This window comes from Paenibacillus xylanilyticus (assembly GCF_047246825.1).
Lineage (GTDB): Bacteria > Bacillota > Bacilli > Paenibacillales > Paenibacillaceae > Paenibacillus > Paenibacillus xylanilyticus_B.
The window spans coordinates 79961-93639 of sequence record NZ_JBFOLB010000008.1 but is presented as its reverse complement, the minus strand read 5'-3'; the positions used below and the strand labels follow the sequence as shown (position 1 = coordinate 93639).

Sequence of the window (13679 nt, the reverse complement as noted above, 5' to 3'; positions counted from 1 at the left end):
TTTGGCTTGGTTTGCTGCTGTTTTTCCACTTGGTATCAAATTGCCTTTCGGTAATCACTCGGCGCTACACCCACCACGTTCTTGAAGGCTCGGTTGAATGAATTGTAATTCGTGTATCCCACTTCTTCACTTATCTCCTGAATGGCCTTGTCCGTCTCCTGCATCAATTGCTTGGCCTTCTCAATTCGCTGGCTAATCAGCAGGTCCACAAACTTCTCACCAATCTCATCCTTGAAAAGCTTGCTTAAATATTTCGGGTTAATATCGAACAGATCACTTAGATAATTCAGCGACAGATCGGGATTGTTATAATTCTCCTCGATATACTTGCGAATCTCCAGAATATGTGTCCGGTGTTTCTTGGTACAACGCAGCGTCTGCAGCTGCTCGGCAAGTTTTCGGAACCCGTCTCGGCACAATTCCTGCAGATCTTCAGCCGTCTCCCAATCTTCAAGATTGCGAAGCAGATGACCCATGACCTCGGCCCACAGCTCGTGGTACTCACGCGGCAGCTCTGCAAATTCACGGTTCACATGTTGGAACAGCAGCTGGATCGTGTTCAAGATTTCCTGACGGGACAACACCGAAGCATGAATCTGTTCAAACAGCCTGTCAAAATGCTTTTCCCAATCGTCATCAGACAGCCGCATCGCCTGCACTAACAGGGATATCGTCCTTAGAAACTCATACACGTCATTGGTTGAACTTGGTACATCCCCACACGGAATGATTCGGTTCAAACCCAATACGGCTTTGTAATCCAGCGCACGGATTGCTTCCTTGAAGGAAGCCCTGAGGCCGCGCAGATCGACGGCCACCCGCCCAATTCCAATGGTCACCGTGAAGTTCAGATACTGCTCAACCTGATCCAGGTAACCGGACAACAGTCTGCGCTCGCTTTCCTCCGGCTGTGTCGTCTCCGGCAACCATAAGATGGCATACAGGCGATGGTCCGAGATCCACTCGGCCCAGACCTCGGTATCTTCCTTGCGGGCGCTCTCCTGCAGGATGCTGGATAATACAAATTTCAGAAGAGACTGGTCCTGCACATGGTATTCTTCGATAAAGCGGGAATAGCGATCAATCTCCACGACCATTACAGTCCATCTGTCATCCAAACGCGGGAGGTTGAACTTGTTCATCTCGGCTGCGAGCTCATCATCAGTGAATTCCTTCGTTCCTTCCAACAGCTCCTGAAAGAAGTATTTTTTCTTCAAAATCAGATTCTCTTCGTACTCCTCCTGATACTGCTTCGTCTGGTCAATCATCTGTTCCAGCGTTGTCTGAATGAAACGGAACTCGTTCTCCTTGGCATAAGTTATGCCTGGCTGTTTCTGTGAAGCAACGGTTTCGATTAACGTGACAATCTGCTGAATCGGCTTATAATTTCTGCGAGTTACATAGATCACCCATGCGACCCCAATCAGAACAACAGCCACCGCGAACACAAACCAGATATTGTAGAACTTCAGGGCAAATTTGACGACTTTGCCGTTGTTCAGACCCGTCTGCACCTTCCACCCGCTGTAGCTGGATGTAAATTCGGAGAAGACTTCACCGGAAGAGGCCTTTGCTGCGGGCTCTTCTGCCATGCCACCATCCCACAAATTGCCACCCGAGCGATTGAATATGTTGACGAAAGTGAATTCGGGATCATACATCTGCATGATGGACTTTTGCAGCGTTTGCAGATCAACGTTGACCACAATTAGGCCGCTCCCATTGCCAACCCCGCGGATCAGCGTAATTACCTGTTTCCCTTCCTCTGTAGGAAAGGCCTTAAAGGTTCTCCCACCAACCCATTTCTGCGTTTCTGCAGCCCGGCTGTCTTCAATAAATGCTGCATCCGGAAATTCTTCAATAGGTACGGGCTTGCCGTTGCTGAACACCTTGTCATCCTTGTACCGGACCATATAAATGGAATCGATCAGCGGATATTCTATTTTCAATTCGTCAATAACCTGGATGGCCTGGATTCCGGCATATACATCATCGCTTCCGGTTACCGCGTAATAATTTTTCAGATTGGAATTGGTTAAAATCTCGCGCAGCACCTTGAAGTCAATGGAACGCAGCGAATTATCCAAATATTGCGTCACTTGCGAAGCCAAAAATTCATTGGCCTTTAGCGCTTCTTTGCGGTTCTGTTCGTTGAAAATCTGGAAGAAGATAATGAATAGAATTGTAGTTACAATAAAGAAAACGGGCAGATACGATAGCAGCAAACGTCTAAACCAATTGTTGTTCATCCCCAAGGTCCCCCCACCACTGTTTATACGTGTGACGACAACCACTCGCTCTGGTCGTTAACTTTCTATAAATAATCTGTATGATATCGGAGGAAGTGGGGTTGTCAAAGGATAAGACTGTCCCGGTCACGGGTGACATCGGGACAGTCTCGATCTTGCATTCCTCAACTATTATTGATCCTTCTCAATTGCACGCTGGTAGATCTCAAGATAATTACTGAGTCCCAGACCATCGAAGCCTTTGACATATGAATCCCATTCCTTATCAATGCTCTTGCTGCCGATAATAAACTGCGCCATATTGGTCTGCACATAATCCTTAATGGCAGTGGTGAGTTGTGCAGCCGATTCCGTATCCTCCGGACGGATAAATACGTTCGCCGGATACACTTCTTTTGGTGCGTAAGGTTCATACACATTGGTCGCTTGAGCCAGACGAGTACCGTAACCCTCTGCCTCTAGCGGATTCTGACCTTCTGCGAACAGGTTGCGGAACGTATTGGACAAGTCATGTGCTCCGATTTGGGACCAGCTTTCGTTAACGATAACATTCGGGTCACGCTCAGGCAGGTTGTAGTAGCTGTATTTGGCAGGCTCGCCATTGATGTTTTTCTCATCTGCATCAGCCTTTTTCCATCCCTTACCCTCTGTTGGACCGTACTCCGCGTACAGTGCACCTTCTTCACTAAACATGTAATCCACAATTTTAATGGCAGCAATCTGCTGTGCTTCTGTCGCTTTGTTGGTAATGGCAAACTCAAACTCACCTACGCTCTGTGTAGCGCCTGTCGTCTGCACACCGTCCGGCCCTTTCAATGGAGGAACAATCTCCCAGTGCTGGTGACGAGTAATCTCTTTGTCATAAGTGTTCACGAGATAGCTGACCAGCGCCGTTGTAATGGAGCCAACCACTTCATCGCCTTCCTTATTCCCCAGCTGTCCAATCGCCTGATCGTTCTGCGTGAAGGAAGCCGGATCAATCAGACCTTCCGCATACAGCTTGTGCATGTACTCCAGCCCTTTCTTCCACTCCTCCTTGTTCGCTGCAAAATCAACCTTGCTATCGTTCACGATCAGGTATTTGTCATTGTCATTGTAAATAAAGCTGTTCATCAGGTAGGCATCAATGTTGCCATTCCATACGTACTTGTTCGGTGCACCCGTAAGTGGAATCTCATCGGCTTTGCCGTTGCCGTTGGGGTCCTGCTCTTTGAACGCCTTCAGTACAGTGTAGAGTTCATCTGTCGTCGTTGGCATTTTCAGACCCAGATTATCGAGCCATTCCGTGTTGATCCAGTATTTCTGTGCATACGTACAGTGGTAACATTCATTGAAGATCGGCAGGGCATAAATGTTGCCGTCCGGAGCCGTAATGGCTTCCTTGAAATATGGCTTCTCTTCCATGATCTTGGTCAGATTCGGGCCATACTCCTGGATCAGATCCTGCAGCGGAAGGAACACGCCTTGTTTCCCATAGTTTTGAAGGTCTGAGGTGGTGAACTTGCCGTGAAGGAACACTTCGGGATAATCACCACTGGCCAGCAGCAACTGTCTGCGGTCCTGTAATGCGTCTGTTGGGGCCAGATCCCATTTCAGGGTAACGTCGAACTTGTCTTCGATAAATTTGGTGAACTCATTCTCTTCCATGGGAGCTTTGCCTTGCGGGGCAAAGAAGGTCATCGTTACAGGGCCACCGCTCTCGCCGCTACCATCGCTACCTGCGCCCGATTCTTCGGAACCACATGCGGACAACAAAGCCATCGAAGCAAAGACCAGAAACAACATCGAAATCCAAGATTTTCTCAATCTGACTCCTCCTTTTTGTTCAAAACGGCTGGCATACAACTCATTTACTGCACTCGTTTAAAACCGATCCCGGAAGCCGGCGTGTTCCTTCCACCTCCTTTCAAGAGGCTAGCCGGGCATCATTCCTATGGATTATCCTTTGAGGGAACCAACCATGACCCCTTTGACAAAATGCTTCTGTACAAACGGGTACATGATCAGAATCGGAATACTTGCGACAACGATCAATGCATATTTCAACACCTGCTCAAACCCTTGATCCCGCATTTGTTGGCTGGTATTGGCGAGCATCGCCGGATCAGCTGCGTTCAAGATGAGCAGATTGCGAAGTACGTACTGCAGGGGGAATAACTTCTCGGAACGCAGATAGATCAGTGCGTCAAAGTATGCATTCCAGTGACCTACGGCATACATGAGCGTCATGACCGCCAGAATGGGCTTCGATAACGGAAGAACCACGCTGATCAAATACCGTATATCCCGGCAACCATCCATTTCCGCAGCCTCTCCGAGCTCTTCCGGAATAGAAGACTGGAAGAAGGTTCTCGCCACGATAACCTGGAACACCGCGAGCGCTCCTGGCAGCCACATGGCCCAGCGTGTATCCAGCAGGTGAAGGTCCTTCATCAAGAGGTAGGTTGGAATCAGACCGCCATCGAAGAACATCGTAATCATCATGAAAATGATAATGGCTCCTCTTCCGTAGAACGATTTGCGTGACAACGGGTAGGCCAGCATGACGGTAAGCGCCACATTGATAAATGTTCCTACAACGGTATAAATGATTGTGTTATAAAAACCGAGCATGAGCTGCTGGCTTTTGAAAATGGAGATGTACGCCTTGATGTTAAAGTCTACCGGGAACAGCCAAACCTGGCCGGATGTAACGGCTCGTGAAGAGCTGAATGACGAACTGATGATATACAAGAGGGGGTAAAATACCGTTAGCAGTATGGCGAACAGAAAGATATAGTTGAGAGTCATGAAGATGCGGTCACCGAGCGGATCCTTGATCCGGTTACGATTAAACAGATTGAACATGGATGAGCTCCTCCTTTACCACAAGCTGTTCTGGGATACTTTGCGGGAAATGCCGTTGACGATGACCAGCAGGATCAGGTTGATAATCGAGTTGAACAATCCGACCGCCGAGGAAAAGCTGAAATTCGCACCGATCAGACCCACCTTGTACACATACGTGGAGATGACCTCCGAAGCGCTTGTGTTGAGCGGATTCTGCATCAGATATATTTTTTCAAAGCCGACACCCATAATGCTGCCCAAACTCAGAATCAGCATGATGACGGTGACCGGGACGAGCGTTGGAAGGTCGATGTGCCAAATTTTCCGAAGCCTTGAAGCACCGTCCATCTTTGCCGCTTCATACAGCGATGGATCAACACCAGCAAGGGCCGCAATATATATGATGGATGAATATCCCATGCCCTGCCACACACCCGACCAGACATAGATCGATTTGAAGTATTCCGGAATGCCCATGAAGTTGGTCATCGGGAAGCCGAGCAATGTAAACAGCTTGTCTACCACACCCACATGCGGGGAGAGCATCAAAATGATAATGGACACCATCACGACCGTGGAAATAAAATGCGGAGCGTAGGTGACCATCTGCACGGTCTTCTTAAAGTAACCCGTTCGGATCTCATTCAGCGCCAGCGCAAGCAGGATCGGAATGGGGAATCCGGCAATCAGAGAGTAGAAACTGATGCCGATCGTGTTTTTGATCAGGAGCCAGAAGTTGGGGGACTCGAAGAATGCCTCGAAGTGTTTGAATCCGACCCACGGACTTCCCCAGATTCCTTTGACTACACTAAAATCCTTAAAAGCGATCTGGACTCCGACCATGGGGATGTACTTGAAGATCAACAGATACAACACGGGGGGCAGAACGAGCAGATAGAGCTCCCAATGCTTCTTGAGGCTTTTGATGAATGGATGCTGCCTTTTGGGCTCCACATAATTCCTTTGCTGGAGTTCCAGGTTGGCGGGTATGCTTTCCGTAGCTCGACTCATTTGCGTCACTCCTTCTACACCTCAAGTGTAATAATACATTACATTCACTTCTCTTAAACATCCTTTTTTTCGCTCATATTGATGTCGTCGCGCTAACTGTGTTAGTAATAGTGTCAGGTAGCGCTTTCTTAATTCGATAGTACATGGAACCTTGTTTTCTTATCAATTCGTAATTTTCTCCCACCTCTCCATATTCTATAAACCCTTGCGGCACAAGCGTTTACGTGCCCTTATTATCAGGAATCCCACCTCCATATGTTTAAATTAAAAATCCCGGAGGCCCTGATTGCTCCCCCGGAATTCACATGCCGTTCTACCCGCTTGTTAACAATTTGAACGTATGCGTGATTGGTGTTGTGCCAGAAACAGCAGATGGCGGAAGATCGACAACAAGTCCATTCTCTGTCTGCTGATACGAAATTACGTCATTGGAGCCAACAAGTTCGACGCGCTCTACCTTTTCCAAATAGGGAATGATGACTTGTGGTTGTACTGCTTCGTTCTCGTTTCTATACAAACGGAAGGCATACACAGTGTTGATATCTTCCTTCTGCGTAAAGGCCCAATCCTTTGTAAAGTAAGGTCCGCATATCCGGGTTCCATAGATCCCCTCTCCGTGGGCAGCGAGCCATTCACCAAGTGCCTTGATGCCCCTTACTGCACCTTTTGGAAGACGACCATCCGGCTGCGGTCCAACATTCAGCGCCAGATTGCCGCCCTTGGATACCACTTCCAGTAAAATATGCGCCAGCTGTCTTCCCGATTTATACTGATCATCGAATCCGAAAGCAAAGGAATTGCCCACCGTGATACAGCTCTCCCAAGGGATGTTCATCGGATGTTCCGGGATGGTCTGCTCGGGAGTGACGATATTCTCATATGGTCCACCTACCGTACGATCTGCTGACAGGAGCCATGGCTGTGTGGTCTGACGCGCTCGCTCCACGACTTCTCCAAGCCTGATATCCTGGCCGTGACGACCCTCACGCACCCAGCCTGCATCCAGCCATAGACATTCAATCCGGCCGTAGTTCGTCAGCAGTTCCATGATCTGTTCATGTGTGAACTCCACGAATTTCTCCCACAGCCACGGATACTTGTGGGGATCATACGATGGCCCGCGCCACATATGACGTCCACGCTCCATGCCCGGTGCCCAGTAATACGAGGTATGCCAGTCCGCTTTGGAAAAATACGCCGAGATGCCAAGTCCTTTGGCCCGAAAAGCGTCAAATAACACTCTACAGATGTCCGCATATTTATGGGTATGAAAAGGCGTGTCCTTGCCCGTGATGCGATAATCTGTCGTATGGGTATCCCACATGCAGAAACCATCGTGGTGCTTGGTGGTAAACAGAAAATATTTGAAGCCGTTGTCTGCCGCCATCTGTGCCCATTCCTCGGGCTGGAAGCGAATCGGATTAAAGGTTTTGTTCAGATCAAAATATTCCCGCTTGAAATGCTCCATGTCGTCCGTCCAGTCAATGTCATCGCGCGACCAATCGCCGTCCTCATCGCTCAGCGCCCAGGACTCCACGAGGCCAAGTTGGGAATACGGCCCCCAGTGCATCATCAGCCCCAGCTTCTGGTCCTTGAACCACTCCAGCCGCTCAAGGAGCAGCGGATCTTCCGGCTTGACCCATTCATCCTCTTTGCTAAAATTGTGTACCCCGGCTTCGACGACCTGTTCTTCCTGTTCCAGCACCACGTCTTTGGTTTCGCTCATCCCGTTCATCTCCTTTGGATTAGATGTCATAAGCTGAATAAGTAGCTTTACACTGGGCCACTGCGCGGTCAGAACCATCTTCCGATCGCTGTTATCCCCAGATTTTTTTGACTCCCTTTTTCCAAAGGGAAAATCTGGGGATAAACGCGAGCGCTTCGCTTCTTCAGATTGGTTCTGCCCTCTCCGTTAACGTGTAACGGTTTAGTTCAACTAAGAAAGACATATTAAGTCTCGTCATTTCGTTCCTTTAGTTTTTACACTCTCCGTTTGCATAGACGTTAGTTCGACAACACAGGCATGATGAACCCTGGCTACTTTGAATGTGATCTCTTCTTCCGATCACGGAGCCACTATAACAGTGAAATTTCGCGTCCCTCACGTGCTGACTCGTAGATGGCACAGAGCATTTTCATCACTTCGACGCCGTCCTCTACCGGGCTAAGCGTTTCTTTGCGGCCCTGCGTACTGTCGATAAAGTGGTTAATTTCATTGCGGAACGAACCCATGAAATCGAATGATTTGAAATCCACCTGTGGGGTCATGTTCAAAATAGTATTGAATTTCTCGCCAATGATCGAGATTTCCGGTTCCAGCTCGGCACCGCCTTTGTCACCATATAGTTTGACCGAGGTTTCATCCGCTTTCGCATGAAGCGTGAAGCTGACGTCCACGAGTAGACTCGCACCGTTCTCGAAACGAATCAGGGCATTTGCCATATCCTCGACCGTGTTCTGTTCTGCGTCATAGTCTGCGGCCTTGTAGAATGACAGATTTTTGATATTGGCACGATTCCCAAGTCGATTGGACACGTTTGCAGAGACAGATTTCACCTTCGGTCTGCCCATCAGATACCAGCAAATATCAATGACATGTACGCCAATATCAATCAGCGGACCGCCGCCCGAACGATTGATATCCGAGAACCAGCCGCCCGGGTTTCCGAGGCGACGCAGGCTGGACGCTTTGGCGTAATAGATCTCACCCAGCTCACCCGCATCAATAAACTTCTTCAGAATTTGTGCATTGTTGCTATAGCGGCGCACAAAACCAACCTGCAGCAGCTTGCCACTGCGATGAACAGCTTTCTCCACTTCGAGTGCATCCTCTACCGTTTGGCAAAGCGGTTTCTCACACAATACGTTTTTGCCTGCGTCCAGTGCGGCAATGCTGATCTCCGCATGGGAGTCATTCCATGTGCAGATGCTGACGGAATGGATCTCGGGCAGTGCGAGCAGTTCCTTGTAGTCGGTAAATACGTGAGGTGCATCATATTGCTTTGCCACTTCTGTGGCACGTGCTTCATTCAGGTCGCATATGGCGTATATTTCAACTTCAGGATTGCTGGCATAGGCTTGCAAATGGCAATCGGATATTGATCCGGCACCGATGACGGCGACTTTCAATTTGGACATTGTGCTGATCCCTCCATAAATAAATGATTATTGACACTCTACCACTACGCTGGCAGAACAACCTTCCGATCGCTGTTATCCCCGGATTCCTCAATCCACTTTCTATAAAGGTGCGAATCCTGGGATAAAGGCGAGTTAATGCTTACGAAGTAGCTTTCTTGCAGAAAGCTTGTAGCTTCGCTTCTTCAGGTTTTTTTCTGCCCTCTCCGTTGCTCTGTGTAATTCATACCTTCATTTAAAACAAGTACTCAGCACTATGCCTCTTCCCATAGGCGGCGGACGTTATCCATTGCAATACGCGAGGCGGTTTTGCAATTTTCCATGCCTTCAAATTCAACGGAGATATATCCGTCATACCCGGATTGCTTCAGCACACGGAACACCTCAGGCATGTCGATATCACCATGGCCCACGATTGCACCGCGCAGGTAATTGCCGTGCGAGGTTTGGAACCAGCCTTCGCCAGGATTTCGATAGGAAGATCTCCAATAGAAATCCTTGGCATGCACGATTGACGCGTATGGGATGTTATTTTTTACGGCACTCACCGGATCTTCATCCACACAGAGGAAGTTGCCGACATCCAGCGTGGTTTTGAAGTTTTCCCGTGCCGTTTCATGCAGCAAACGCTGAATTCGTTCGCTGGACTGCACATAATAACCATGGTTCTCCACACTCGTTGTGATTCCGAAGCCTGCTGCATAATCGGCAATCCGCTGACAGGCCTTCACCAAAACCGGCAGATCCGTTTCAAACTGCGCTACAGTCCCCTCTTCTGCAGGACGGAATGCCACGTCATGACGCATCAGCTTAACACCCAGTGCGGCAGCCACATCCACATGTCGCATCACATTCTGAATCTCTTGTTCCAGCGCTTCGGCGTCTTCCTGAACAACAAAGTTTGCACCGATGGCATAATTGGAAATGTCGATCCCAACTTCTTCTGCCGTATTTTTAATTTCATCAATCATCTCCCGATTGTCGATCAGACTGAATCCCATCGGTACAATCTCCACATGTTCCCCGCCCTGATCGGCAATAAATCGAATGGCATCCGGCACGCTCAGCTCTTTGCGATCAAGTGCCTGTTGCAGACTGTAGGTGCTGAGTCCAACTTTCATTTTTCCTCATCCTCTCCTGTAGTCGATGTCCATACCCAACGTATACCTTTTTCCGGCGGACACGACAATTCTCAATAATCGTTTGCTATGCTATTTTCCCTTTCCTAGCCCAGATCCGGTGTATCTACAAACGTTACTGCCTGATCGGTCGTCTTATGAAGCTCGAATAAAATGATTTCATTTTCACCTTGGCGCAGAAGCGGAGCAGGCACATACAACGTTTTTTGCGGTCCTTGATCCCAGTAGCGCCCCAGATTGAACCCGTTTACATAAACAACACCCTTGGTCCAGCTGTCCAGACGCAGAAAGGTATCCTTCACTTCACCTACTTGAAAGCTCCCCCGATAAAAGGCTGGCCCCTGTCCTTCAGAAGATGCACTGCTGAATTGCAAGCCTGACAGATCCGTCAGCGGCAGACAATGAATCGTCCAATCGAACAAAAATTGAAAGCCATGCCGCACCCCCTCCGTAATCCCCTTCGGATCTCTCAGGTACGGGCCATAATTGATTCGCCCCATATTTTCAACAAGGATCGATATGTCCGCACCCTCTGCAGGCACTTCGAACGATACCGACAATGCTTTATTTCCGCGCTCCAGAACGCCCTGAATCTGTCCATCAACAAACACCAGTGCACGGTCACGCACCTCCTGAACCACCAGCTCCTGCCGCTCCCTCGGGCCGGATATCCGGGTTTGATAACAAATAAAGCCATAATCCTGACCGAGCTTCTCCATTGGTTCCGGATTGGTCCGTTGAATCGGAACGGATAACCGGCCCAACTGTCTCAGCAGTCCAGCCTGTTCCGTCAACTCCACTCGCCCATAAGCGATGTTGCCCTTCGGTTCAGGCAGTACAAGGTCTCCCAGTTCCCTGTCGCTATAACGAGCAATGAGCTCACGCACGGCATGGAATTTCGCTGTCGGCTCCCCGGACTCACTGAGCAGCGAGTCGTAGTCGTAACTTGTAATGGTAGGTTCATATTGATCCTTTTGCTGACAGTTCGCCCCGTTATAAAATCCAAAATTCGTTCCGCCATGAAACATATAGAAGTTGACCGAAGCTCCTGCTTGAATCATCTCTTCAAACACACTAGCTACATCTGCAGCTTCCCTGGTATGGTGTGACTCTCCCCAGTGGTCGAACCAGCCGTTCCAGTATTCCATGCACATCAAAGGCTCATCTGGCTGATATTCACGCAGCTTGGCGAAGGCACCCTCTGTCCCTGATCCAAAATTGACTGTAGCCAGATGCCCCGGTACCGATCCGGCCTGCAGCATAGGGTCTGTCGGTCCGTCCGAGGTGAACAGCAGCACATCCATGCCGCGTCGCACCATGCCATCACGCAAGTATTTCAAATAATCAGCATCGTTCCCGAAGCTGCCGTACTCGTTTTCAATCTGCATCGCAATAATTGGCCCGCCATAGGTGCTAAGGAGCGGTTTCAATTTGGGCAAAAGTACATCATAATAACGATCCACATTCGCCAGAAACTTCGCATCATGACATCGAAGGCGAATTTCATCATCCGCGAGCAGCCAGGAAGGCAATCCTCCGAACTCCCACTCGGCACATATGTAAGGACTCGGGCGAACAATCACATATAGACCCACATCTCCTGCAATTTGAATAAAACGTTCCAGATCGGCCATACCCTCAAAACGATACTGCCCCGGCTGCGGTTCATGGAAATTCCACGGCACATACGTTTCCACTGTATTCAAGCCACAAGCTTTCAACTTCAGCAGTCGATCTTCCCAATATTCAGGGACCACCCTGAAGTAATGAATGGCTCCTGAATAAATTTGAATGGGCTCGTTATCATAAATGAATTGTGATCCTTTATACGTCAGAACCGCCATACTGCGTCCCTCCCCGCTCGCTCAGATATATGCCCAGTCCAGATAACGTAGGACACCATCGTGATTCATGAATGGTCAGCCGAATTTTTCTTGATGCGACCTTCGTAAAACAACAGATTCGCTTATATCCCACAACCGTTCCAGTGTAGACCTCATTCCAGACGCCATCGTCACTACAAACTTCCAGTGTAAAGCGCTCAATCCGTTGACCTGTCTGGATATGCTCCATCAGCACCACCCGGTCAAACGTCTTTTCCGCCTGTAAATCAATCTCAATCCACGCCTGTTCTGTTCCTTCATGAGGACACCAATACGTATCTCGCTGTTCAGTCAGCATTTCCGATACTGCATGTTGTTCGTCCATCGTCTCTGATGCTTTAGCCAACGCCTGCAACGCCAGGTTATCCTCAAATGTGGTGCGCAGGACATCTCCCAACTCCTGCAGCCGTTTCACATCCTGTTCGTGAATGAGACCACGCGTGTCCGGCGGCAGGTTGAGTAGAAAGCTGGCATTCCCCCCCACTGCGCCGTAATAGATGGTAAGCAGCTCTTCCAGCGTTTTGACTTGATTATCTTCACTCGGATGATAGAACCATCCCGGACGGATCGATGTATTGACCTCGGCAGGATACCAGATCAATGGATCGCCTTGGGTACGGATGACCTCTCTGCTTCCCAAATCCCTGTCCTGCGTATTGATCCTTCGGGCAAATTCTCCATCATCCACCTGCTGAGATTGCTCCTGGATCTTCTCATTATCCTGCATATGCGCCGGCACAACGCTCCATTCCGAGTCTCGCGTATGCCCCGCCTCATTACCACACCAGCGGACATCCGGGCCACATACCGAGATCACAGCTTCCGGCTGGAGTTCACGAATGAGAGCATAGTAAGCTGTCCAGTCGTAGACCTGCCTTTTGCCATTCGGACCTTCGCCGCATGCCCCGTCAAACCATACACAGAAGATGTCGCCATAATTCGTGAGCAGCTCACGGAGCTGATGGAGGAAAAATTCGTTATACCTCTCCGAATCCCCGTACGATGCTTCATGGCGATCCCAAGGGGACAGATATATTCCGAACTTCAATCCGCCCTTACGGCAGGCTTCGACCACTTCTTTTACCAGATCACCTGTGCCATTTCTCCATGGGCTGGCTGCGACGGTATGCTTCGTGACCTTGCTTGGCCACAAACAAAACCCGTCATGATGCTTGCAGGTTAAGATTAGTCCTTTCATTCCAGCGAATTTGCATGCCTGCACCCATTGCTCCGCGCTCAGCTCCGAAGGATTGAAGATGGCCGGATCTTCTTCGCCGGTCCCCCATTCGCGATCCGTGAATGTATTCACCGTATAATGAATAAATGCATAAAACTCCATCTCCTGCCACTTCAGCTGGCGCTCGGATGGTGTGACCTGCGCTGCAGCCTTGATCCAATCAGCTGTTTGCAGTCCATGATTCATGGGTAAC

At 49.3% G+C, this 13679-nt stretch carries 9 protein-coding genes; all 9 read right to left on the bottom strand.

Annotated elements, in window-relative coordinates:
• Nucleotides 1-35 precede the first annotated feature (35 nt).
• Entirely contained in the window at nucleotides 36-2249 is a 2214-nt protein-coding gene (locus AB3N00_RS27890) for a helix-turn-helix domain-containing protein (protein ID WP_413037427.1), read from the bottom strand.
• 171 nt (nucleotides 2250-2420) lie between these two features.
• Entirely contained in the window at nucleotides 2421-4055 is a 1635-nt protein-coding gene (locus tag AB3N00_RS27885) for an ABC transporter substrate-binding protein (protein WP_413037426.1), read from the bottom strand.
• Between the two features lie 132 nt (nucleotides 4056-4187).
• Nucleotides 4188-5096 carry a carbohydrate ABC transporter permease gene (locus AB3N00_RS27880; RefSeq protein ID WP_095293099.1) on the bottom strand — a complete coding sequence of 303 codons (909 nt, stop codon included), beginning with the start codon at nucleotides 5094-5096 and terminating at the stop codon, nucleotides 4188-4190.
• Nucleotides 5097-5111: 15 nt separating this feature from the next.
• A complete protein-coding gene (locus AB3N00_RS27875) occupies nucleotides 5112-6089 on the bottom strand; it encodes an ABC transporter permease (RefSeq protein ID WP_413037425.1) in 978 nt (325 codons plus the stop codon).
• Between the two features lie 313 nt (nucleotides 6090-6402).
• The gene (locus AB3N00_RS27870) at nucleotides 6403-7815 is read right to left on the bottom strand and encodes an alpha-L-fucosidase (RefSeq protein WP_413037424.1); all 1413 of its coding nucleotides are present in this window, start codon (nucleotides 7813-7815) and stop codon (nucleotides 6403-6405) included.
• Between the two features lie 350 nt (nucleotides 7816-8165).
• Nucleotides 8166-9227, bottom strand: coding sequence for a Gfo/Idh/MocA family protein (locus AB3N00_RS27865; protein ID WP_413037423.1), 1062 nt, complete (start codon nucleotides 9225-9227; stop codon nucleotides 8166-8168).
• 254 nt (nucleotides 9228-9481) lie between these two features.
• Nucleotides 9482-10348, bottom strand: coding sequence for a sugar phosphate isomerase/epimerase family protein (locus AB3N00_RS27860; RefSeq protein WP_413037422.1), 867 nt, complete (start codon nucleotides 10346-10348; stop codon nucleotides 9482-9484).
• A 104-nt stretch (nucleotides 10349-10452) separates the two neighbouring features.
• Entirely contained in the window at nucleotides 10453-12210 is a 1758-nt protein-coding gene (locus AB3N00_RS27855) for a beta-galactosidase (RefSeq protein ID WP_413037421.1), read from the bottom strand.
• The gene (locus AB3N00_RS27850; RefSeq protein ID WP_413037420.1) at nucleotides 12191-13672 is read right to left on the bottom strand and encodes an alpha-L-fucosidase; all 1482 of its coding nucleotides are present in this window, start codon (nucleotides 13670-13672) and stop codon (nucleotides 12191-12193) included. Before AB3N00_RS27850 ends, AB3N00_RS27855 begins: the two co-directional genes overlap by 20 nt.
• Nucleotides 13673-13679 lie beyond the last annotated feature (7 nt).